The sequence below is a fragment of the Streptomyces sp. NPDC044984 genome, from assembly GCF_040646935.1.
Classification (GTDB): Bacteria; Actinomycetota; Actinomycetes; order Streptomycetales; family Streptomycetaceae; genus Streptomyces.
Genome location: NZ_JBEZBE010000001.1, coordinates 344,224 through 366,543 on the forward strand (window position 1 = coordinate 344,224; position 22,320 = coordinate 366,543).

The 22,320-nt window shown below is 74.1% G+C and carries 20 protein-coding genes; 12 read left to right on the plus strand and 8 right to left on the minus strand.

Annotation, left to right across the window (positions count from 1 at the left end; genetic code table 11):
• Nucleotides 1–227: 227 nt before the first annotated feature.
• Nucleotides 228–644, plus strand: coding sequence for a cobalamin B12-binding domain-containing protein (locus AB0A94_RS01735; RefSeq protein WP_030829691.1), 417 nt, complete (start codon nucleotides 228–230; stop codon nucleotides 642–644).
• A 290-nt stretch (nucleotides 645–934) separates the two neighbouring features.
• Here AB0A94_RS01735 and AB0A94_RS01740 read toward each other — a convergent pair whose 3' ends face one another.
• Both AB0A94_RS01740 and AB0A94_RS01745 read right to left on the minus strand, forming a co-directional pair.
• Nucleotides 935–2,563: a DUF5691 domain-containing protein gene (locus AB0A94_RS01740; RefSeq protein ID WP_361737173.1), complete on the minus strand. Its 1,629-nt coding sequence runs from the start codon at nucleotides 2,561–2,563 to the stop codon at nucleotides 935–937.
• A gap of 112 nt (nucleotides 2,564–2,675) precedes the next feature.
• Entirely contained in the window at nucleotides 2,676–4,028 is a 1,353-nt protein-coding gene (locus AB0A94_RS01745) for an SWIM zinc finger family protein (RefSeq protein WP_361737176.1), read from the minus strand.
• A gap of 131 nt (nucleotides 4,029–4,159) precedes the next feature.
• Between AB0A94_RS01745 and AB0A94_RS01750 the strand changes: the two genes are divergently transcribed.
• The 6 genes from AB0A94_RS01750 to sucD all read left to right on the plus strand — a co-directional run bounded on the left by AB0A94_RS01750 (nucleotide 4,160) and on the right by sucD (nucleotide 12,766).
• Nucleotides 4,160–5,317 carry an AAA family ATPase gene (locus tag AB0A94_RS01750; protein ID WP_361737179.1) on the plus strand — a complete coding sequence of 386 codons (1,158 nt, stop codon included), beginning with the start codon at nucleotides 4,160–4,162 and terminating at the stop codon, nucleotides 5,315–5,317.
• 44 nt (nucleotides 5,318–5,361) lie between these two features.
• Nucleotides 5,362–7,698: a DUF5682 family protein gene (locus AB0A94_RS01755; protein WP_361737182.1), complete on the plus strand. Its 2,337-nt coding sequence runs from the start codon at nucleotides 5,362–5,364 to the stop codon at nucleotides 7,696–7,698.
• Complete coding sequence (locus tag AB0A94_RS01760) at nucleotides 7,695–8,876, plus strand: VWA domain-containing protein (protein ID WP_361737185.1); 1,182 nt, start codon at nucleotides 7,695–7,697, stop codon at nucleotides 8,874–8,876. The genes AB0A94_RS01755 and AB0A94_RS01760 overlap by 4 nt, the downstream gene beginning before the upstream one ends.
• A 181-nt stretch (nucleotides 8,877–9,057) precedes the next feature.
• Entirely contained in the window at nucleotides 9,058–10,086 is a 1,029-nt protein-coding gene (locus AB0A94_RS01765) for a hypothetical protein (protein ID WP_361737188.1), read from the plus strand.
• Nucleotides 10,087–10,678: 592 nt separating this feature from the next.
• Nucleotides 10,679–11,860: an ADP-forming succinate--CoA ligase subunit beta gene (sucC, locus tag AB0A94_RS01770; protein WP_361737191.1), complete on the plus strand. Its 1,182-nt coding sequence runs from the start codon at nucleotides 10,679–10,681 to the stop codon at nucleotides 11,858–11,860.
• A 21-nt stretch (nucleotides 11,861–11,881) separates the two neighbouring features.
• Nucleotides 11,882–12,766, plus strand: coding sequence for a succinate--CoA ligase subunit alpha (sucD, locus tag AB0A94_RS01775; RefSeq protein ID WP_030829714.1), 885 nt, complete (start codon nucleotides 11,882–11,884; stop codon nucleotides 12,764–12,766).
• A gap of 120 nt (nucleotides 12,767–12,886) precedes the next feature.
• Here sucD and AB0A94_RS01780 read toward each other — a convergent pair whose 3' ends face one another.
• Nucleotides 12,887–14,038, minus strand: coding sequence for a helix-turn-helix domain-containing protein (locus AB0A94_RS01780; RefSeq protein WP_361737195.1), 1,152 nt, complete (start codon nucleotides 14,036–14,038; stop codon nucleotides 12,887–12,889).
• A gap of 96 nt (nucleotides 14,039–14,134) precedes the next feature.
• On the opposite strand from AB0A94_RS01780, the gene AB0A94_RS01785 reads away from it, so the two are divergent.
• The gene (locus tag AB0A94_RS01785) at nucleotides 14,135–15,718 is read left to right on the plus strand and encodes a DUF6350 family protein (protein ID WP_361737198.1); all 1,584 of its coding nucleotides are present in this window, start codon (nucleotides 14,135–14,137) and stop codon (nucleotides 15,716–15,718) included.
• 9 nt (nucleotides 15,719–15,727) lie between these two features.
• On the opposite strand, the gene AB0A94_RS01790 is transcribed toward AB0A94_RS01785, so the two are convergent.
• Nucleotides 15,728–16,495, minus strand: a complete 768-nt coding sequence (locus tag AB0A94_RS01790) for a hypothetical protein (RefSeq protein ID WP_361737201.1) — start codon at nucleotides 16,493–16,495, stop codon at nucleotides 15,728–15,730.
• Nucleotides 16,496–16,870: 375 nt separating this feature from the next.
• On the opposite strand from AB0A94_RS01790, the gene purN reads away from it, so the two are divergent.
• Both purN and purH read left to right on the plus strand, forming a co-directional pair.
• A complete protein-coding gene (gene purN / locus AB0A94_RS01795; protein ID WP_361737204.1) occupies nucleotides 16,871–17,509 on the plus strand; it encodes a phosphoribosylglycinamide formyltransferase in 639 nt (212 codons plus the stop codon).
• Nucleotides 17,506–19,068, plus strand: a complete 1,563-nt coding sequence (purH, locus tag AB0A94_RS01800) for a bifunctional phosphoribosylaminoimidazolecarboxamide formyltransferase/IMP cyclohydrolase (protein WP_361737207.1) — start codon at nucleotides 17,506–17,508, stop codon at nucleotides 19,066–19,068. Before purN ends, purH begins: the two co-directional genes overlap by 4 nt.
• A 50-nt stretch (nucleotides 19,069–19,118) precedes the next feature.
• Here purH and AB0A94_RS01805 read toward each other — a convergent pair whose 3' ends face one another.
• The 4 genes from AB0A94_RS01805 to AB0A94_RS01820 all read right to left on the minus strand — a co-directional run bounded on the left by AB0A94_RS01805 (nucleotide 19,119) and on the right by AB0A94_RS01820 (nucleotide 21,155).
• Nucleotides 19,119–19,718: an ALF repeat-containing protein gene (locus AB0A94_RS01805; protein ID WP_361737210.1), complete on the minus strand. Its 600-nt coding sequence runs from the start codon at nucleotides 19,716–19,718 to the stop codon at nucleotides 19,119–19,121.
• 203 nt (nucleotides 19,719–19,921) lie between these two features.
• Complete coding sequence (locus tag AB0A94_RS01810) at nucleotides 19,922–20,485, minus strand: hypothetical protein (protein ID WP_361737213.1); 564 nt, start codon at nucleotides 20,483–20,485, stop codon at nucleotides 19,922–19,924.
• An 89-nt stretch (nucleotides 20,486–20,574) separates the two neighbouring features.
• Nucleotides 20,575–20,952, minus strand: coding sequence for an ATP-binding protein (locus tag AB0A94_RS01815; protein WP_361737216.1), 378 nt, complete (start codon nucleotides 20,950–20,952; stop codon nucleotides 20,575–20,577).
• Nucleotides 20,949–21,155 (minus strand): hypothetical protein, encoded by a 207-nt coding sequence (locus AB0A94_RS01820; RefSeq protein WP_361737219.1) that lies wholly within the window; start codon nucleotides 21,153–21,155, stop codon nucleotides 20,949–20,951. The genes AB0A94_RS01815 and AB0A94_RS01820 overlap by 4 nt, the downstream gene beginning before the upstream one ends.
• Before the next feature lie 122 nt (nucleotides 21,156–21,277).
• Here AB0A94_RS01820 and AB0A94_RS01825 point away from each other — a divergent pair, with 122 nt between their 5' ends.
• Both AB0A94_RS01825 and AB0A94_RS01830 read left to right on the plus strand, forming a co-directional pair.
• Nucleotides 21,278–22,132: a helix-turn-helix transcriptional regulator gene (locus AB0A94_RS01825; protein WP_361737222.1), complete on the plus strand. Its 855-nt coding sequence runs from the start codon at nucleotides 21,278–21,280 to the stop codon at nucleotides 22,130–22,132.
• The gene (locus AB0A94_RS01830) at nucleotides 22,110–22,313 is read left to right on the plus strand and encodes a DUF397 domain-containing protein (protein ID WP_361737225.1); all 204 of its coding nucleotides are present in this window, start codon (nucleotides 22,110–22,112) and stop codon (nucleotides 22,311–22,313) included. The genes AB0A94_RS01825 and AB0A94_RS01830 overlap by 23 nt, the downstream gene beginning before the upstream one ends.
• The last annotated feature ends 7 nt before the right edge of the window (nucleotides 22,314–22,320 follow it).

Below are 22,320 nucleotides of genomic sequence, written 5' to 3' on the forward strand. Positions count from 1 at the left end.
GGTGTGCGGGGCCCGGAGCCCGGGAACGCTGCGCGGTGAACGTGTCCCTCCGTGTGATTTGCCCCTCGCTGTGCACCGTGAAACTGCCGGTTGCGGGATGCTGGAGATAACGTTCGTTCACTTCTCCGGCCGGTTCGGGCCGGGGTGCCCGAGCGATGTGTACGGCACGACGGATGTGTGCGGTACTTGTCGGTACGGATGGATGTAGTCGCTTCATGGAGGCAGTGATGGGTGTGGCAGCCGGTCCGATCCGCGTGGTGGTGGCCAAGCCGGGGCTCGACGGCCACGATCGCGGGGCCAAGGTGATCGCGCGGGCACTGCGCGACGCCGGTATGGAGGTGATCTACACCGGGCTTCACCAGACCCCCGAGCAGATCGTCGACACCGCGATCCAGGAGGACGCCGACGCGATCGGTCTGTCCATCCTCTCCGGGGCGCACAACACGCTCTTCGCGGCCGTCATCGAGCTGCTCCGGCAGCGGGACGCGGCGGACATCCTGGTCTTCGGCGGCGGGATCATCCCCGAGGCGGACATCGCTCCGCTGAAGGAGAAGGGCGTCGCGGAGATCTTCACCCCGGGCGCGACCACGGCGTCCATCGTGGACTGGGTGCGGGCGAACGTGCGGCAGCCGGCGGAGGCGTAGGGCGGCTTCGCGGCGCCTCGCGCGCCGCGCCCGGACCGGGGCCTCGGCCCCGGCGCCCCGGAGCCGGTGCGGGGCGGGGGCGGGTCGCGCTGCCCGGCGTTTGCGGGGTGCCTCCCCCACGCTCGGCTCCGTTCGAGCGGGGGGATCCCCGACGCCCACCCTCCCCCACTCTCGGCTTCGCTCGAGCGAGGGGATCCCCGACGCCCCAGCGGCACGACCGCCCGCAGCCGACGCGGTGCGGCTGTCCGCGGAGACGCGAGTGGGGGCGGTCCCGTCGCCGTCCCGGACGGTCAGGGGGCGGCCGGGGTCAGTTCGGCCAGCATGGCCGCGCGCAGGCGCAGGGTGGTGACCAGGCGCTGGAAGGCCTCCGACCAGTAGCCGCCGGCTCCGGGCGACGCGTTCTCCGGCTCGTCCGGCACCGCCAGGAGCGCGTCGAGGCGGCCGGCCTCGGACGGGTCGAGGCAGCGTTCGGCCAGGCCCATGACTCCGCTGAAACTCCATGGATAACTCCCTGCGTCACGCGCGATGTTGAGCGCGTCGACCACCGCCCGGCCGACCGGCGCGGCCCAGGGCACGGCACACACCCCGAGCAGCTGGAACGCCTCGGACAGGCCGTGCGTCTCGATGAACCCGGCCACCCACTCGGCCCGTTCGGCGGCGTCCAGCGTGCCGAGCAGCTGGGCGCGTTCGGCCAGGGACACCGCCCCCGGGCCGCCCGCCTCCGGCGCGGAGGGCTCTCCGAGCAGCGCCCGGGACCACGCCGCGTCGCGCTGCCGTACCGCCGCCCGGCACCAGGCCGCGTGTAGTTCGCCCCGCCAGTCGTCCGCCACCGGCAGCGCCACGATCTCCCGCGGCGTACGCCCGCCGAGCCGCCGCGACCAGCTGCCCAGGGGCGCCGCCTCCACCAACTGACCCAGCCACCAGGACCGTTCGCCACGGCCCGCCGGAGCCCTGGCCACCACGCCGTCGCGTTCCATGCCCGCGTCGCATTCGTGCGGCGCCTCGACGACGATCGTCGGTGTGTCCCGCGTGCGGTCGACGGCCACACACGCCCCGGCCCGGACCGCCATGCGTTCCGCCAGCGCCGAGCCGGGCAGCGCCGACAGCAACTCCGCCGCCGTCGCCCGTACGTTGCGGCTGCGGTCGGCCAGGGCCTGCTCGAGGAACGGCTCGTCGTCCGGGCCGAGTCCGGTGCGCAGCGAGTCCAGGAACATCAGGCGGTCCTCCGCCCGCTCCGTCGCCCAGCTCGCAGCGAGGAGCTCCCTCGCGGTGGCCGGCCTGCGGGAGCGCAGGGCGGTGAGGAGGGCGACCCGTTCGGCGAAGAGGCCCTCCTGCCAGAGCCGCCGTATGCCCTCCGTGTCGTGGAGGCGGGGCACGGACGTGCCCCCGCCCGGTGTGGAACGCAGGGCGAACCGCCAGTCCGGGTTGAACCGGGCCAGCCACAGGGCGCGCGGCCCCGCGAACCGCAGCGCCGCCGGACGCAGGTCGGTCCGTCCCCGCGCGGCGTCGAGCAGGGCGGGCAGCGCGGCCGGGGGCGCCGCGAAACCGCGGGCGTTCGCCGCCGCCAGCCACTGGGGCAGCAGCTCCATGAGGTCCGGAGCCGTGCCCCGACGGCCACCGCCGAAGGCGCCGGGACGGTCGGCGAGCAGCATCGTGAGCCGGCGCGCGGCGGCGGACGGGAGCGGAGGGCGCGGGTCCTCGGGGGCCGGCCGCGGACGCTCCGCGGCCCGTGCCGGCCGCAGCCCGGCGCGTCGCCGTACGGTCGCCACGGCCGCCGCGTCCAGCAGGGCCGACGGCGCGCCCGGCCCGGGCGCGGAGCCCGCCGGGGTGCGCCGGTCCGTGCCCAGCAGGGCCGTGGTCACCAGCTCCTCCCAGGAGTCCGGGAGGGAGGCGCCCACGGTGGTGGTCGTCCTGCTCATGAGCTTCCTTTCCGACGGGCGTCCCGGCACGGTCGAAGACTCATGCGCACCGAGTGTCCAGTGGTGTCCGAAAGATTCCTGAGGTGGACGGGAACGGGGGCGAGCGCACCGCTCAGCACAGCGGCACCGCCTCACCGGGCCCCTCCGGCCATGCCGCCAGTGGAGTGAATCCCTGGTGGCCGCACTCGCCGAAGACCCTGACCGGGGCGCCGCCCGACAGGGCGACCAGACGCCACAGACCGGGGCGGGACCGCGCGGCCGGCGTGAGCGGCAGGGCCGCGTCCTCGTCGGCGTCGGCCAGCTGCCAGCCGTCACCGTCCGGAGCCGGTACCACCCGGTCCAGCGTCACCGGGACCGAGTCCAGCCAGGGGTCGTCGCGCAGCGCCTCGCCGTAGCGGGCGGCCGCCCGGGCCGTCGTCGTCCCCGGCGGCCGCACGTCCGTCGGGGCGGGCGGCGCGAACCGCTCGCCCAGGGCCGCCCGCGGCTGCCCCGCGCCCGGGTACGCGGACAGCTCCGCGTCGAGGGCCAGCCCGACCGGCAGCGAGAGCTCCGGGGCGCGGCCCGCCGCCCCGTAGGAGAGGAGCAGCGCCGTGCGTCCCGAGTCCGCGCCGTACAGCCAGGCGCGGCGGGTCGTCAGACGGCTGTCCGCCGTGTCGTACTGGGCGAGGACCAGCCAGCGGTCCCGTATCGCCGGGCCGTCCGCCGGCGCGGGCAGGCCGATGCGGGAACGGACCGTCGCGGCCAGGCCCTCCGGCAGCCGCTCCCGGCGCAGCCAGCCCCGGCCGAGGAGGTGGAGCAGCGCGCACTCCTCCAGCAGCCGCACCGGCCCGCCCGGCCCGGTGCCCGCGAGCGCCCCCAGCTCCCGCACGCGGGCGGCCAGCCCCGGCGCCTGGGCGTCGACCATGCGGGCCGCCGTCTCCTCCCACAGCCCGTACCCCGACTGCTCGGCCGCCGCCAGGCCGCCGCGGAGCAGGTCCGCCAGGCGCTGCTCCAGCTCCACCGCGCCCGCCGTCACCCGCTCGGCCCGGCGCTCCGCCCTGCGCCGTGCCGCCTCCGGGCCGGCGGAACCCGAGGAGCTCGAGGGGCCCTCGGCCCGCTCCTGCCCCGCGCGCCTGCGCCGGCCCGCGATCCACTGCTCGGCCCACTCCGGCGCCTCCCCCCGCGGCACCGCCCCGTCCCCGCCCGACCAGAGCAGCAGCAGGCCGAGCGCGTGCTTGCACGGGAACTTACGGCTCGGGCAACTGCAGTGGTACGCGGGCCCGGAGACGTCCGCGACGTCGACGACCGTCCGGTACGGAGTGCTCCCACTGCCCTCGCACAGACCCCACACCGCCCCCTCGCCCGAACTGCCGGCCCCGGACCACGGACCGGCCGCGCCGAGTCTGCTTCCCGCCGTGCGTGACGCGGCGTCAGGCGCCAGTGCCAGCACCTGGTCCGCGGTCCAGCGCACCCCCTGCTCAGTCATGCCACCGAAACTAGATCCCGGCACTGACAATCGCCCTGGCGAGGGTGTTCGTGCAGGTCAGAGCGATTGTCAGTGGTGTGGTGCACGGTTGGTGCCAGATCCGAACCGGCCGAGCTGGAGGGGACTCAACCATGCCTGTCTCTGTTGAACCGACGTCCGTCGACCCGAGCCGGGACGGCTCCGCACCCGCGGACACGACGGCGGCGGAGGCGGAGGCGCTGCGACCGCACGCCGAGGACGCCTTCGCCGCCGAACTCGCCGCGCTGGCGGCGCAGGACGACCGTCCCCGGCCCGCCCGCTGGCGGCTGTCGCCGTGGGCCGTCGCCACCTACCTGCTCGGCGGCACGCTGCCGGACGGCACGGTCGTCACACCGAAGTACATCGGCCCGCGCCGCATCGTCGAGGTCGCGGTGACCACCCTCGCCACCGACCGCGCCCTGCTCCTGCTCGGCGTGCCCGGCACCGCGAAGACCTGGGTCTCCGAGCACCTGGCCGCCGCGGTCAGCGGCGACTCCACCCTGCTCGTGCAGGGCACGGCCGGCACCCCGGAGGAGGCCATCCGCTACGGCTGGAACTACGCCCGGCTGCTCGCCCACGGCCCCAGCCGCGACGCCCTCGTGCCCAGCCCGGTGATGCGGGCCATGGCGGAGGGCATGACGGCCCGCGTCGAGGAGCTGACCCGCATCCCGGCCGACGTCCAGGACACGCTGATCACGATCCTGTCGGAGAAGACGCTGCCGATACCGGAGCTGGGCCAGGAGGTGCAGGCGGTCCGCGGCTTCAACCTGATCGCCACGGCCAACGACCGCGACCGGGGGATCAACGACCTGTCCAGCGCCCTGCGCCGCCGCTTCAACACCGTGGTGCTGCCGCTGCCGGAGACCCCGGAGGCGGAGGTCGACATCGTCTCGCGCCGGGTCGACCAGATCGGCCGCTCCCTCGACCTGCCGGCCGTGCCCGACGGCATCGACGAGATCCGCCGGGTCGTCACCGTCTTCCGCGAGCTGCGCGACGGGGTCACCACCGACGGCAGGACGAAGCTCAAGTCGCCCAGCGGCACGCTGTCGACGGCCGAGGCGATCTCCGTCGTCACGGGCGGGCTGGCGCTGGCCGCCCACTTCGGCGACGGCGTGCTGCGGGCCGGGGACGTCGCCGCGGGCATCCTCGGCGCGGTCGTCCGCGACCCGGCGGCGGACCGTGTCGTCTGGCGGGAGTATCTGGAGACCGTGGTCCGCGAGCGCGACGGCTGGAAGGACTTCTACCGGGCCTGCCGGGAGGTCAGCGGTTGATTTCCTCCCCCGTCCGGAGGCGGGGCATCCACGAAAGGACTCGGATGAACGGCAGGAAGGCGGACACCGCGGGGCCGCTGCTGCTCGGCGTGCGGCATCACGGGCCGGGGTCCGCGCGGGCGGTGCGGGCGGTGCTGGAGGAGGCCCGGCCGGCCGCCGTGCTGATCGAGGGCCCGCCGGAGGCGGACGCGCTGGTCCCGCTCGCCGCGGAGAAGGACATGCGGCCGCCCGTCGCGCTGCTCGCCCACGCGGTGGACGAGCCCGGCCGCTCGGCCTTCTGGCCGCTGGCCGAGTTCTCCCCGGAGTGGGTCGCGCTCCGCTGGGCGCTGGAGCACGAGGTCCCGGCCCGTTTCATCGACCTGCCGGCCGCGCACACCCTGGCCTGGGAGGACGACGGGGACCCCGGGCCCGGCGCGGGCGACGACATGCGGGTCGACCCCCTGGGGGTGCTCGCCGAAGCCGCCGGGTACGACGACGCGGAGCGGTGGTGGGAGGACGTCGTCGAGCACCGGGGCGTGGGCGAGGGGGACGCGGTCGCGCCGTTCACCGCGCTCGAGGAGGCCATGACCGCGCTGCGGGAGGAGTACGGAAGCGGGGGACACCGGCGGGACCTCGTGCGCGAGGCGCACATGCGGCTGCAGGTCCGGGCGGCGCGGCGGGAGTTCGAGGACGGCGTGGCCGTGGTCTGCGGGGCCTGGCACGTGCCGGCGCTGCGGCACAAGGCCACCGTCGCCGCCGACCGTGCCCTGGTGAAGGGGCTGCCCAAGGTGAAGACGGACATGACCTGGGTGCCCTGGACCCACCGCAGGCTCTCCCGGACGAGCGGCTACGGCGCGGGCATCGACTCCCCGGGCTGGTACGGGCATCTGTTCGGCGCCCCGGACCGGCCGGTCGAGCGGTGGCTGACCAAGGTGGCCCGGCTGCTGCGGGCCGAGGACCGGACCGTCTCCTCCGCGCACGTCATCGAGGCCGTACGGCTGGCGGAGACCCTCGCGGCGCTGCGCGGACGCCCGCTGCCCGGGCTGAGCGAGACGACCGACGCCGTACGGGCGGTGATGTGCGAGGGCTCCGACGTGCCGCTGGCACTGGTGCACGACCGGCTGGTCGTCGGCGACGTGCTCGGGGAGGTGCCGGCGACGGCACCCGCCGTTCCGCTGCAGCGCGACCTCGCGCGGATCCAGCGCCGGCTGCGGCTGAAACCCGAGGCCGGGGAGCGGGAGCTGGAGCTCGACCTGCGCAAGGAGACCGACGCGGAGCGCGGCAGACTGCTGCACCGGCTGCGGCTGCTCGGCATCGGCTGGGGAGAACCGGCCGCCGTACACGGCGGCACGGGGACCTTCCGGGAGACCTGGCGGCTGCGCTGGGAGCCCGAGCTGTCCGTGCGGGTCGCCGAGGCCGGGGTCTGGGGGACGACCGTGCTCGCCGCCGCGACCGCCAGGGCGGAGGCGGACGCCGTCGGCGCGCGGGGGCTCGCCGAGGTCACCGGGCTCGCCGAGCGCTGCCTGCTGGCCTCCCTGCCCGAGGCGCTGCCCACGGTGATGCGGGTCCTCGCCGACCGCGCGGCCCTCGACACCGACGTCGGCCACCTCGCCCAGGCGCTGCCCGCCCTGGTCCGCTCACTGCGCTACGGCGACGTGCGCGGCACCGACACCGCGGCGCTGGCCGAGGTCGCCGCCGGGCTCGCCGAGCGGGTCTTCGTCGGACTGCCCCCGGCCTGCGCCGCCCTGGACGCGGACGCCGCCGACGAGATGCGGCGCCACGTCGACGCGGTGCACGGCGCGGTGGGCCTCCTCGGCGACGCCCCCGCTCCGGGCCACGGGAAGCTGCGCGCCCGCTGGCAGTCGGTACTGCGGACCCTGTCCGCACGGGACACCGTGCCCGGCGTCATACGGGGGCGGTCCGTGCGGCTGCTGCTGGACGACGGGGAGCTGGCGCAGGACGAGGCGGCGCGGCTCATGGGGCTCGTGCTGTCGCCGGGCACGCCGCCGGCGGACGCGGCCGCGTGGATCGAGGGCTTCGTCGGCGGCTCCGGCGGCGGACTGCTCCTGGTCCACGACGAGCGGCTGCTCGGGCTGGTCGACGCGTGGCTGACGGGCGTACCGGCGGAGGCGTTCACGGACGTACTGCCGCTGCTGCGGCGGACGTTCTCGGCGTACGAGCCGGGGGTGCGGCGCACCCTCGGTGAACTGGTCCGGCGCGGACCGGGGGCCCGCGGCGGCACGGCGGCCGCGGTGTCCGGCGTCCCCGGCTTCGCCCCCGACCCCGACACCGCCCGCGCGGACGCCGTGCTGCCGGTCCTGCGGCTGCTGCTCGGGCTGGACGGGGAGGACGACGGGGAGGACGGGGAAGCGCACGACGGACTGGCGGGGGTGACGGGATGACGGACACACAGGACGAGGCGGCCACGACGACGGACCCGGCGCAGGAGCGGCTGCGGCGCTGGCGGCTCGTGCTCGGCGGTGACACGGCCGACGGGACCGGACGCGCGCTGTCCGGGCAGGACGCCGCGATGGACGGGGCGCTCGCCGCGCTCTACGGCAAGGGGGACACGCCGCAGGCGGGCCGGGACCGTTCGGCGGGGCTCGGCGCGTCGGCACCGTCGGTGGCCCGCTGGCTCGGGGACATCCGGACCTACTTCCCCTCCTCCGTCGTCCAGGTCATGCAGCGCGACGCCATCGACCGGCTGGGCCTCGCCACGCTCCTGCTGGAACCGGAGATGCTGGAGGCCGTCGAGGCCGACGTCCACCTCGTCGGCACGCTGCTGTCGCTCGACAAGGCGATGCCGGAGACGACGAAGGAGACGGCACGGGCGGTCGTGCGCAAGGTCGTCGAGGACCTGGAGAAGAGGCTCGCCACCCGCACCCGGGCCACCCTCACCGGCGCGCTCGACCGCAGCGCCCGCGTCAGCCGGCCACGCCACCACGACATCGACTGGAACCGCACGATCGCGGCCAACCTCAAGCACTACCTCCCGGAGCACCGGACGGTCGTGCCCGAGCGGCTCATCGGCCACGGGCGTGCCTCGCGGTCGGTGAGGAAGGAGGTCGTCCTCTGCGTCGACCAGTCCGGATCGATGGCGGCGTCCGTCGTGTACGCGTCGGTGTTCGGGGCGGTGCTCGCCTCCATGCGGGCGGTCGACACCCGGCTCGTCGTCTTCGACACAGCGGTCGTCGACCTCACCGACCAGCTCGACGACCCCGTCGACGTCCTCTTCGGCACCCGGCTCGGCGGCGGTACGGACATCAACCGGGCGCTGGCGTACTGCCAGGCGCGGATCACCCGGCCGGCGGAGACGGTGGTCGTGCTGATCAGCGACCTCTACGAAGGGGGGATACGCGACGAGATGCTCAAGCGGGTGGCGGCGATGAAGGCGTCGGGCGTGCAGTTCGTGACGCTGCTCGCGCTGTCCGACGAGGGGGCGCCCGCGTACGACAGGGAGCACGCGGCGGCGCTCGCCGCGCTGGGCGCCCCGGCGTTCGCCTGCACACCCGATCTGTTCCCGGAGGTGATGGCGGCGGCGATCGAGAAGCGGCCGTTGCCGATACCGGACACGGCTTGAGGAGTGGACTCGGGGCGGTGAAAACGGACATGAGTACCCATCGGTAACGGAGGGCTTGCGCTACCTCGGGAGTCGCGTGCAAGGATCGACGCCGTTCGATGAAGGACCCGTGAAGCGTCTCCAGCCGTCCAGCCGTCCAGCCGTCCGGGAGGACCAGCCCCTCTTGATCCGGTCAGCAGCCTTGCCCGGTGCCGCTCTGCGCGCGATGCGCACGGTGGCGGGGCGGCGTGCGGTCCTGCTGGCGCTGCTGGTGGGCGCGGTGTTCGTGCTCGGCGTGCTGTGCGGAGAGCGGGCGCGGGCGGCGGACGGCGGGCCGGTCGAGCGGACCCCCTCCACCGTCGGGTCCTCGGTGTCGACGGGCTCGGGCACCGCGCCCGACCCGAACGGCCCCGCGCCGGTCGTCGAGACCCGCACCGTGCCGCGGCCGGACGTGGCCGATCCGGTCCGTCCGCTGACCGAGACGGTGGTCCGGTCCGTGGACGAGCGGATCGTACGGCCGGCCGGGGACCTGGTCGGCACGGTGACCGGCCGGCTGGACGAGGCGACGCCGGGACAACTCCCCGCCCTACCCGCGCTCCCCACCCTGCCCACCCTGCCCGCGCTGCCCGTCCTCCCCGGCCTGCCCGCGCTCCCCGGCCCGGAGCAGCCCGCGCCGCTGCCGGAGCTCCCGCACCTGCCCGACGCGCCGGAGCAGACGCTCCCCGAGCCGGGCGCGCCCGCCCCGCAGCCGGACGTGTCCGTCCCGCAGCCGGGCACCTCGACACCGCCGTCCGGCACGCCCGGGCAGGACGCCCAGGACGCCCAGGACGCCCAGGACGCCCCGGGCGAGCCGAAGGGGCCGGGCGGACCGTCCGGGACCCCGGAGCGGGCCGCGGGCCCCGGAGTCCACGGCCCGGAGCTCATCCGTGCCGGCCGCGCGCCCCACGCGGACCGGGGACACCGGCCCGCGCAGGACGCAGTACACGTCGTGGACACCGGCCCGGCCCCCGCACCGCACGCTCCCGGCACCCCCGGCGGTCCCGCCGGTCAGTCGGACGGTACGGCGGGCAGCCGCCCGGCCGCGGACCACGGCACGCCGCGGCACGGTGACGCGTGCGCCGTCACCGCGCATCACCGGCCGCCGCTCCGGCCCGTACCCGGCGACACCGTGCGCGCCGAGGCGGCCGGTACGCGGGACCCGTACCAGGACGTCCCGGTCTCACCCGCCTAGGGACACCCCTCCCTCGCCGCGGACACGTGCGCGCGAGGGCGGCGCGGCGGCCTGCCCGTCCGGGAACCTCCGTGTCCCGGCGGAAGCGGAGCCGCCGCGGACCCCTCACGCCGGTCCGGCCGCACGTGCCCGCGCCCCCACCCGCACCTGACTCACAGGTGGCGAAGGACTCCGCGGGGCGTCAGGACCCGGACAGCCGAAAGCCGTCGGTCTGTCCGGCCGGAACCTCGTGGAGGGGCGACCGGCCCCCATTGGGGTGGGGACCCGGTCACCCCGCATCCCGGAGAACAGGGCGTTCAGCGCCCCTCCGGGCTGTTCGACAGGGCCTCACCGGGCCAACCCCAGCCCGGTGAGGCCCCTCACGTCCGGCACGCCGTGCCAGAGATGGCGGCATCATGTGACAGGTATCACCGCTCACGTGTGACCCGCGATTTAGAGAGGTCCCCCAAGCGGCGATAACCTGCGAGACGGACATGCCGCGCGCTCGGACACCGTGTGCGCCTCCCTTGTGACACAGCGGACGTCACGTTGCCCTTCGCGGCACGCCCACGCATCCAACGAACCGCGAGATCACTGATAGGGACGGAAGCGCGTGGACCTGTTCGAGTACCAGGCGAGGGACCTCTTCGCCAAGCACGATGTACCGGTGCTGGCCGGTGAAGTCATCGACACGCCTGAGGCGGCCCGCGCAGCCACCGAGCGGCTCGGTGGCAAGTCCGTCGTCAAGGCCCAGGTGAAGGTCGGCGGCCGCGGCAAGGCCGGTGGCGTCAAGCTCGCCGCGACCCCGGACGAGGCCGTCGCCCGCGCGACGGACATCCTCGGCATGGACATCAAGGGCCACACGGTCCACAAGGTGATGATCGCCGAGACGGCCCCGGAGATCCTGGAGGAGTACTACGTCTCCTTCCTCCTCGACCGTGCCAACCGCACCTTCCTCTCCATCGCCTCCGTCGAGGGCGGCATGGAGATCGAGGAGGTGGCGGCCACCCGCCCCGAGGCCGTCGCCAAGACCCCGATCGACGCCAACGAGGGTGTGACCCCCGCCAAGGCCCGCGAGATCGTCGAGGCCGCGAACTTCCCGGCCGACGTCGCCGACAAGGTCGCCGACATCCTGGTCACCCTGTGGAAGACCTTCGTCGCCGAGGACGCGCTCCTCGTCGAGGTCAACCCGCTGGCCAAGGTCGCCTCCGGTGACGTCATCGCCCTGGACGGCAAGGTCTCCCTGGACGAGAACGCCGAGTTCCGCCAGCCGGAGCACGAGGCCCTGCAGGACAAGGCCTCGGCCAACCCGCTCGAGGCGGCCGCCAAGGAGAAGAACCTCAACTACGTCAAGCTCGACGGCGAGGTCGGCATCATCGGCAACGGCGCGGGTCTCGTCATGAGCACCCTGGACGTCGTCGCCTACGCCGGTGAGGCGCACGGCGGCGTCAAGCCCGCCAACTTCCTCGACATCGGTGGCGGCGCCTCCGCCGCCGTCATGGCGAACGGCCTGGAGATCATCCTCGGCGACCCGGACGTCAAGTCCGTCTTCGTCAACGTCTTCGGCGGCATCACCGCCTGCGACGAGGTCGCCAACGGCATCGTGCAGGCGCTGCAGCTGCTCGCGGACCGCGGTGAGGAAGTCACCAAGCCGCTGGTCGTCCGCCTGGACGGCAACAACGCCGAGCTGGGTCGCAAGATCCTCTCCGACGCCAACCACCCGCTGGTCCAGCGCGTGGACACCATGGACGGCGCGGCCGACAAGGCCGCCGAGCTCGCGGCTGCTGCGAAGTAAGGGACGAGGGACTACACAGCCATGGCTATCTTCCTCAACAAGGACAGCAAGGTCATCGTCCAGGGCATGACCGGTGCCACGGGCATGAAGCACACCAAGCTCATGCTGGCCGACGGCACGAACATCGTCGGTGGTGTGAACCCGCGCAAGGCCGGCACGTCCGTCGACATCGACGGCAACGAGATCCCGGTCTTCGGCACGGTCGCCGAGGCGATGGAGAAGACCGGCGCCAACGTGTCCGTGCTCTTCGTCCCGCCGGCCTTCGCCAAGGCCGCCGTGGTCGAGGCCATCGACGCCGAGATCCCGCTCGCGGTCGTCATCACCGAGGGCATCGCGGTGCACGACTCCGCCGCGTTCTACGCGTACGCCGTGGAGAAGGGCGACAAGACCCGGATCATCGGCCCGAACTGCCCGGGTCTGATCACCCCCGGTCAGTCGAACGCCGGCATCATCCCGGGCGACATCACCAAGCCGGGCCGCATCGGCCTGGTCTCGAAGTCCGGCACGCTGACGTACCAGATGATGTACGAGCTGCGTGACATCGGCTTCTCCTCCGCCGTCGGCATCGGTGGCGACCCGGTCATCGGCACCACGCACATCGACGCGCTCGCCGCGTTCGAGGCCGACCCCGACACCGACCTGATCGTGATGATCGGTGAGATCGGCGGCGACGCCGAGGAGCGGGCCGCGGCGTTCATCAAGGAGAACGTGAAGAAGCCGGTCGTCGGCTACGTCGCGGGCTTCACCGCGCCCGAGGGCAAGACCATGGGCCACGCCGGCGCCATCGTCTCCGGTTCCTCCGGCACGGCCGCCGCGAAGAAGGAGGCCCTCGAGGCCGCCGGCGTCAAGGTCGGCAAGACCCCGACCGAGACGGCGAAGCTGGCGCGCGCCATCCTCGCCGGCTGAGCGGGCGGCGCGGAGCGACACCGAGCGACACCGTACGGGTGGGCCCGTTCCCCGCAGTGGGGGACGGGCCCACCGTCGTCTCCGCCCCCGGCTGCCAGGCCCTCGGCTGTCGCGCCCCGGCTACCGCGCCTGCGGCGCCAGCCGCTCCGCCCCCCGCGGCAGCTCCTCCCGCAGCCGGGCGCGCAGCTCCCGCTCCTCCTCCGACAGGGGACCGGGTGCCACCCGCGGCGGAACGCCCCGCACCGTCTCGCCCGGTGGCACGGGCGGCTCGTAGCGGGTCGGGGCCGTGCGCAGGGTGAGCGCCGTGGTGCCGATCAGCGCGACCGTGAACGCGACGGCGGCCCGGGTCCAGAACCGGGCCCGGCGCTCGCTGCCGCCGCGCACCACCGGCGGCTCGGCCGCCCGCAGCCGCCCGGCGGAGGCCAGCTCGGCCAGGCGCCGGTGCAGCTCCCGCGGGTCCGACAGGTCCGGGAGCCGGGCGGCGACGGTCTCGCGCGCGTACGTCAGCCGGCCGGCCGCCGCCCGGGTGCTGGCCTCCGTCTCCGCCGCCGTCTCGGGCAGACCGAGGCCGACCCCGTCGTACAGCAGGAGCGTGCGGCGGTACGGCGGCGGGAGGCGCAGCAGCACCTCCAGGAGCGCCCGGTCGTCCTCCTCCGGGAGCGGCGGTTCGGGCTGCCGGTGGCGGCGGCGGAACCGGTGCCAGGGGGAGAGCGCCCACTCGTGCGCCGCCGCGCGCACCCAGCCGGCCGGGTCCGGGTCCCGGGCCACCTCGGGCCAGCGGTCCCAGGCCAGCTGGAAGGCCCGCTCCACGGACTCGCGGGCGAGCGCGCGGCGGCCGGTGAGCAGGTAGGCCTGCCGGACGAGGGCGGGGGCGCAGAAGGAGTACAGGGCGTCGAAGGCCTGAGCGGGCGTGAGGTCCGGGGAGGAGGCGGAGGCCGGCGAGGGTGCCTGCGCGAACGCTTCGGGACGGCCGTCGCCGCCCGGCTTGTCCAGACACACCGTCACCACCGCTGTGGCCTCCTTCTCCCGACGGACGGGCACGGACTCCGGCGTCCCCGCGTCGGCGGTCCCTTCCGCCAGGCCGGCCAGCAGCCTCGCGTACGCCTCCCGGTTCCGACCGTGGGGTGTGCTGCGGCCGGACTCCCACGCACGTACCGTCCCGGGCCGGACGCCCACGCGTTTCGCGAGCTGAGGACGCGTCAGCGAGGCCGTCTCACGCAGGCGCCGGCGTTCACCGGGCGGGGGGAGCGGGGTGGTGGGGCTCCGTGTCACGGGGAGCCCCTCCGTCCAGAAAAGTACATAAACGTATATTGAGCGACACAGCCGTTTTTTGCCCGTTACGACGGGAAAGCGCGTGTCGTTGGGAGCATGGCGGACGTGACCCAGATGACCGCTCGCCGTACGACGCCGGCCGCCCTGCTCACCCGTGTGCGCGACCGCTCGCCGGGACTCGCCCCCGGTCTCCTCGGCGGCGCCCTCGCGGCCGGACTGGGGCTCGCGGCGTTCGCCGTGCTCGTGATCCTGCTGTGGGTCAGCTCGCCCTACCCCGACAGCGGGCCCGGCGGCGCCCTGCGCGTCGCGGCGGCGCTGTGGCTGCTGGCGCACGGTGCCGAACTGGTCCGCGCCGACACGCTGTCCGGTGTCCCCGCGCCCGTGGGCGTCCCGCCCCTGCTGCTGCTCGCGCTGCCGGTGTGGCTGCTGCACCGGGCGGCCCGCGACGTGGCGGAGGGCGGTGCGGGAGGCGCGGGGGGCGAGGCCCCGCTCGTCCCCGGCCGTACGGCGTGGGCGGGCGTCCTCCTCGGCTACCTCGCCGTCGGCACGCCCGCCGTGCTCTCCTGCGCGGGCGGTGGGCTGCGGCCGGAGTGGGGGACCGCGGTGTGCGTGCCGCTGGTCGCCGGACTGGCCGCGGGGGCGGGGGTGTGGACGGCGTACGGCCGTCCGAGCGGACCGCTGGAGCGGGTGCTGGGCGCGGTGCTGCCCAGGGGCGCACGCCATCTGGTCCTCGGGCCGGACGGTCGTCCCGGGGTCGCGGCGCGGGCGGCGGTGGCCGGGGCGACGGTGCTGGCCGGCGGCGGGGCGCTGCTGCTCGCGGTGTCGCTGGGATGGCACGCCGGGGAGGCCGGGCAGGGGTTCCTGCGGCTGACGGAGGGCTGGTCGGGATGGCTGGCGGTGCTGCTGCTCTGCGTCACGCTGGCGCCGAACGCCGCGGTGTGGGCGGCTGCGTACGCCCTCGGCCCCGGCTTCCTCCTCGGCACCGGCACCCAGGTGACGCCGCTGTCCTCCCCGCCCGCCCCGCCGCTGCCGCCGTTCCCGCTGCTCGCGGCGGTGCCGGACGCGGGGGCGGGGACCGCGCCGAACTGGGCGGCGGCGGCGCTGCCGGTGACGGCCGGACTGGTGGTGGGGTGGTTCGTGGGGCGGGGCGCCGCGAGGAGCGGACCGGCGCCCGCCCCGGCCTGGACCCGCGGTCGGACCGCCGGGGCGGCGGGACTGGCGGCCGTGCTGTGCGCGGCCCTGCTGTCCGTGCTCGCCGCGCTCGCGGGCGGGCCGCTGGGAGTGGCCGCGCTCGCCCGGTTCGGCCCGGTGGGGTGGCAGGTGGGAGCCGCGGCGCTGGCGTGGCTCACGCTGGTGGCGGTCCCCACGTCACTGGCGGTACGCGCCTGGCGCCGCCGCCCGCCCGGAGACGGCCCCGGGAACCGGCTCCCGGGGCCCGGTGCACCACGGAACCGCCGTGCACCACGGAACCGTCGTGTTCCGCAGGGGGCGAAGCCGGCGCCGCCCGTACGCCGCCGGCCGGCCCCGCCGCCCCCGCGCGACGACCCCGGCGAGCCGTACCCGTCCCGCCGCACCCGGGACTCCGTGTCCGGCCCGTGGGACTGGGACATGCCGTTCGGCGTGCGGGACGCGGTCACCGCGCCCGGCGAGGAGGACCCCCCGCCCGGCCCCCGGGAATGAGCGCGGAGGTCAGTCGGTCGTGCCCAGGAGGTCGCGCAGCTGCTCCGGGAGGAGGTCGCCGCAGGACTGGCGGGCCTCCTGGGTGAGGGCGTCGTTGGTGCAGGTGTAGTAGTCGCTGTAGACCAGCTGGGCCGTGAAGGACGCGGCGACCAGGGCGAGCGCCAGCGACCCCGTGACCACTCCGCTCACCGCGGCCGTGGTCTGCGGGCGGCCCTTCGGCTCGGGCGCCGGGGCGTCCGGGTCCTGCGCACGGGGCTTGGCGCGCAGGGCGCTGATGCCCCAGTACAGGGCGAGCGCGCCCAGCAGCAGGGCGACGTACGGCCAGCTGAAGAGGCCGAAGAAGAAGGCCCACATGCCGGACAGCAGGGCGTACCGCGCCCGGCGCTGGGCCGGGTCCGTGGGGTCCCAGCGCATGCCGGGCCCTTGAGGGCCGCCGCCGCCCTGCCCCTCGGGGCCGCGCGGGCGCTCGCCGAAACCGCCGGGGGAGCGGCCGGGCTGCCGGTCGCTCCAGTTCCGGCCCCAGGAGGAGCGGCCGCCGCCCTCCTCGCCGGACGGGTGCCTCGGCTGCCAGGGCCGGTCGGGGGCCCCTTCCGGCGGCGGCGCGAACGGGTTGTCGTCCTGTGACTCCTGGGAGCCCTCGGCCCCGCGGCGCCCGTCGTCACCCTGGGGGGCGTCGGGCGGCGAGGCGGGGCGCTCCCGCAGCAGCACGGCACCCCGCTCCCCTCCCCGGGCGGACTGCTGGGGGAACGTGAGAAGTCGCAGGCTGCGGTCCGGCATCAAGTGAGCGTCTTCCCCTTAATGAAGCACGGCGTGGTCCGGCGCGACCGGCCTCGCACGACGTATCGACTACGACTGGGCTGGTGAACCGGCGCGTTCCCGTCGGCTCTGTCGCGGCCCGGGTCCGTCATCCTGTGAACGCCCGGTGCACGGTTCGCGTTCCCACGCGCCCCGACGTTCCAGGACCGGCTCTTCCCCGACGCTACCTTCCGGCCACGCCCCCGTCCCGTGGGGGCCGCCCGGTGTGCCGGTATCGTTGCTGACGGTCGGCCGCTTCGTAGGCTTCCCCGTATCCGGGGGCCCGAAGCATTCGTACGAATACACAAAGCGCTGTGCCGCCGACCGCACGGACGCTCCCCGAGAAAGGGCCCCACCGTGGCCGCCAAGCCCGTGGCCGAGCGCGCCAGGCGTCTCGTCGTGCTGGTCTCCGGATCCGGCACCAACCTCCAGGCGCTCCTCGACGAGATCGCCGCCACCGGCGCCGAGGCCTACGGGGCCGAGATCGTGGCCGTCGGCGCCGACCGCGAGGGCATCGAGGGACTGGCCCGCGCCGAGCGCGCCGGGCTGCCGACCTTCGTCTGCAAGGTCAAGGACCACGCCACCCGCGAGGAGTGGGACGCGGCGCTCGCCGAGGCCGTCGCCGCCCACGAGCCCGACCTGGTGGTGTCCGCCGGGTTCATGAAGATCGTGGGGAAGGAGTTCCTCGCGCGCTTCGGCGGGCGGTTCGTCAACACCCACCCCGCCCTGCTGCCCAGTTTCCCCGGGGCCCACGGCGTACGGGACGCGCTCGCGTACGGCGCCAAGGTCACCGGCTGCACCGTCCACTTCGTCGACGACGGCGTCGACACCGGGCCGATCATCGCGCAGGGCGTGGTGGAGGTCCGGGACGAGGACGACGAGAGCGCTCTGCACGAGCGCATCAAGGAAGTCGAGCGAAGGCTGCTCGTCGAGGTCGTGGGGCTCCTCGCCCGCAACGGCTATCGCATTGAGGGACGAAAGGTAGTTATCCAGTGACCGCCGAGAGCAACAAGCGGGCCATCCGACGGGCGCTCGTCTCCGTCTACGACAAGACCGGCCTCGAGGACCTCGCGCGCGGCCTGCACGAGGCCGGCGTGGAGCTCGTCTCCACCGGGTCCACCGCCGCGAGGATCGCCGCCGCGGGCGTCCCCGTCACCAAGGTCGAGGAGCTCACCGGCTTCCCCGAGTGCCTGGACGGCCGCGTCAAGACCCTGCACCCGAAGGTCCACGCCGGCATCCTCGCCGACCTGCGCCTGGAGGACCACCGCAGCCAGCTCGCCGAGCTGGGCGTGGAGCCGTTCGACCTCGTCGTCGTGAACCTCTACCCGTTCCGCGAGACCGTCGCCTCCGGCGCCACGCCCGACGAGTGCGTGGAGCAGATCGACATCGGCGGCCCGTCGATGGTGCGCGCCGCCGCCAAGAACCACCCCTCGGTCGCCGTCGTCACCAGCCCGGCGCGGTACGCGGACGTCCTCACCGCGGTCGAGGACGGCGGCTTCGACCTCACCGCCCGCAAGCGGCTGGCCGCGGAGGCCTTCCGGCACACGGCCGCCTACGACGTGGCGGTCGCCTCCTGGTTCGCCTCCGAGTACGCCCCCGTGGACGACACGCGGTTCCCCGACTTCCTCGGCGCCACCTGGGAGCGCAAGAACACCCTCCGCTACGGCGAGAACCCGCATCAGCCCGCCGCGCTGTACGTCTCCGGCACCGGCGGCCTCGCCGAGGCCGAGCAGCTGCACGGCAAGGAGATGTCGTACAACAACTACACGGACACGGACGCCGCCCTCCGCGCCGCGTACGACCACGACGCCCCGGCCGTCGCGATCATCAAGCACGCCAACCCGTGCGGCATCGCGGTCGGCGCGGACGTCGCCGAGGCGCACCGCAAGGCGCACGCCTGCGACCCGCTGTCCGCGTTCGGCGGCGTGATCGCCGTGAACCGCCCGGTGTCCAAGGAGATGGCCGAGCAGGTCGCCGAGATCTTCACCGAGGTCATCGTCGCGCCGGACTACGAGGAGGGCGCCCTCGACGCCCTCACCAAGAAGAAGAACATCCGCGTCCTGCGCGCCCCCGAGGCCCCGTCCGCCCCGGTCGAGGTCAAGCCGATCGACGGCGGCGCGCTCCTCCAGGCCACCGACCGGCTCCAGGCCGAGGGCGACGACCCGGCCACCTGGACCCTCGCCACCGGCGAGGCCCTCTCCGAGGCGGAGCTGGCCGACCTCGCCTTCGCGTGGAAGGCGTGCCGCGCGGTGAAGTCCAACGCGATCCTGCTCGCCAAGGACGGCGCCTCCGTCGGCGTCGGCATGGGCCAGGTCAACCGCGTCGACTCCGCGAAGCTGGCGGTGGAGCGCGCGGGCGCCGAGCGGGCGGCCGGTTCCTACGCCGCCTCGGACGCGTTCTTCCCGTTCCCCGACGGCCTGGAGATCCTCACCGAGGCCGGGGTGAAGGCCGTGGTCCAGCCCGGCGGTTCGGTCCGCGACGAGCTGGTCGTCGAGGCCGCGAAGAAGGCGGGCGTGACGATGTACTTCACGGGCACGCGCCACTTCTTCCACTGATGGCTCCGTCCGCCCGGCCGCTCACCTGGGCAGCCGGGCGGAGGGGTGTCCTACTGGTCCACCTCGTACTGGCCGGTCTCCAGGAAGTACCGCAGCTCCTCGGGCGTACCGTCGATGACCTCTTCCGCGGCCGCGCGGAGGGCGTCGCTGATGTCCGGATCGGCCAGCATCCGCGCGACGGCCACGCGGTCGTCCTCGGCCTGGGCGAGGCGGTAGCCGGTTTCGAGGAAGGCGCGGGCGGCTTCCGAGGTGCCTGCTTCGAGGGCTTCGGTGGCTTCGCGGATGACGCCCTTGCCGGAGTCGGGGTCGGCCAGGATGCGGAAGATGGCGACGCGGTCGTCCTCGAACTGGGCCAGGCGGTAGCCGGTCTTCAGGAACTCGCGCATGTCGTCCGCGGTGCCGTCGAGGGCCTCGTTCGCCTCCCGCTTGACGCCGACGCCGGAGTCGGGGTCGGCCATGATGCGGAGGATGGCGATGCGCAGCTCCTCGTCCGACATCTCGTCCACCGGCGTACCGGGGTCGTCCGTCGCCGCCGCCGTGACACCGACGGACGACGGCGCCGCGTCGGCGGCGAAGGCGGGACCGGTGAGAAGGAGGGCCGGTGCGAGCGCCGTGGCGGCCACCAGCAGAACACCGCGGGTCAGTCTCATGGATCAACCTGCCTTGTGAGTAAGGGCCTTCACGAAGACGGGCGAGCGCCGTCCCGAACACCCTTTCACGGCCCCCGGCCGGAGATCACTGCCGGACCAAGGCAATCCTGACGCCTGGTCATTGCCGGTGCGACCACAGCGTGACCCCGGCCGAACGGGGCCGGAGTCACGCTGTGGCGTCGCGGACCGAGCCGTTCGGAGGGTCAGTCGCAGGTGTTGGAGGTGTAGCTCGTGCTGTGCCACGCGTCGTTGTGGTAGATCCGGTACTTTCCGTCTGTCCGGTAGACGTCGAAGTAGTACTTCGCCCCCTGGTAGCGGACGTGCAGGTTCCCGCCCGAGGCCGTGCTGCCTCCCAGATAGCGCAGCTTGCTGTCGGCGTAGCCGAAGGTGTTCGGGCCGACCTTGCCGTCCGCGTCGCTGAACGAGTCGGCGAGTCCCCAGCTCACCTGCAGCCGCTTGGTGGCGTGCTGCGTGTTGGAGCCGAAGTGGCCGTCGATGTCCGACATGTCGAAGTCGGTGCCGTCCGACTCGTTGGCGCCCTCCGCCAGGAGGATGATCTGCCACAGACAGGTGGCGTTCGAGCTGCTGTACGAGGACGTGGACAGGACGCCCTCGTCGCCGAAGTCGTCGGTGTACGTATCGGCGCCGCTGACGTATCCGCCGGAGGCCGAGGCGGAGGCGGGCGAGGCGCCCACGGCCAGAGCACCGGCGGCGAGCGCGGCGACGGCGGCGGCGCCCAGGCGAGTGCGTGTCGTACGGAGGTACATGGAGGTTCCTTCCCCGTTGGTCCGGTGGTACTGGTGTTTCGCCGTGACCATGCTGGGCGGAGCAGGCGATCGGGGGTACCTGAAGAGTTTCAGGGTGCGCCTTCCGGGAGCTCGCACCACACTGTCTTGCCGGCCGGTGTCAGCCACACACCCCAGCGCTGTGCGAGCGCGTCGAGCAGCAGCAGGCCGCGGCCGGTCTCGTCGTCCTCGCCGGGGTGGCGCGCGATGAGCCAGGCGTGCGGGTCGGAATCGGTGAGTTCCACGCGGGTACGGCCGTCCGCCGTGCGGATCAGACGGAGGGTCACCGGCGTGCCCTCGCCGACGTGGTCGATCACATTGGTCAGCAGCTCGCTGACGCAGAGCTGGACCTCGGGGCAGGGCGCGCCGAGGTGTTCGCGGACCGTCCGACGAACCTCGGGTACGGCCTTGGGGAGCGCGAGCAGTTCGAGCGTGAGCGGTTCGGTCACCGGCCGGCCGCCTTGCGCAGGGCGGCGGTCAGGGCGCGGGCGGTGGCCGTGTTGCAGTTGCCGAGCGCGATGAGCGGCGGTGCGGCGTACGCGCCTGCGAAGGTCGGCAGGTCCACGGCGAGGGAGAGGAGCGTGATGTCGTGCGCCTCCAGCGCGGTGCGGAGTTGTTCGACACAGGTTTCCGTGTCGTCGGAGTGGTGCATGCCGGGCGCCTTTCTGCGACCTGTGCGTTCCGTGATGAATCACTCACAGAGTGGCGTCGGGTGGCGCACCGTGAAAGGCCTTCGGATTGCGCACGGCAACCGGCAAACGGAGGTGGTGGGTCGTGCCCGCACGCAAGGACCCCGACGCGTCGACCAGCGTCCCCTGCTTCTACGGTGCCGAGTTGCGCTACAAGCGGGAGCAGGCGGGGCTGACGCTGGAACAGTTGGCGGAGGGGAGCTTCCGGGGCATCTCGTTCCTCAGCCAGATCGAGCGGGGTGAGCGCAGAATGCCGATGGATCTCGCCAAGCATGCGGACGAGCGGCTGGGCACGGACGGGTTTTTCCAACGGCGGTGCGAAGACGCGGCCAAGGCGCGACGGGTCGGGCACCCGCTGTACTTCGCCGATGTCCCCGAGCTTGAGAAGCAGGCGGAGACACTCGAGGAGTGGGCGCCCAACGTGCTTCCCGGCTTGCTCCAGACCGAGGCGTATTTCAGGGGGTTGCTCCGGCACGAGGCGCCACACTTGCCGCCCGCGACGGTCGAGGAGCGCGTCCGTGCGCGGATTGCGCGGGCGGAGCTGTGGAAACGCCCCGACCGGCCCGACTACTGGGGGATTCTGCGCGAGTCGGTCATCACGCAGACATCGCTGCCGCCCGCCGACATGGCCGAGCAGTTGGAACACGTCCTGCACCTGGTGCAGTCATCGCAGAGCGTTCTGCAGGTCGTTCCGGAAACAACGTCCTGGCATCCCCTTCTCTATGGCATGGCGAAGATCATGACCTTCGCCGATGCCCCACCTGTGATGTGGACGGAAGGAAACCACGATGGGCAGATCGTCGACTTTCCGGCCTCCGTGAAGGGTTACCGAAGGTCGTACGATCGGCTCAGGGCCGTTGCGCTCCCACCTGACGCGTCCCTGGTGTTGATCGAACAAGCAGCGAGGACCTACAGACATGAAGCCCAGCAGCAAGCCTGATCTGAGCTCCGTCGCCTGGCGTAAGAGCAGTTACAGCAACAGCGATGGTGCCGACTGCGTCGAGGTCGCCGACAACCTCCCCGGCCTCACCCCCGTCCGCGACTCCAAGAACCCCCAGGGTCCCGCCCTGCTCTTCGCGGCGGACGCCTGGAACCGCTTCGTCGCCTCCCTCGTGAACTAGATGATCA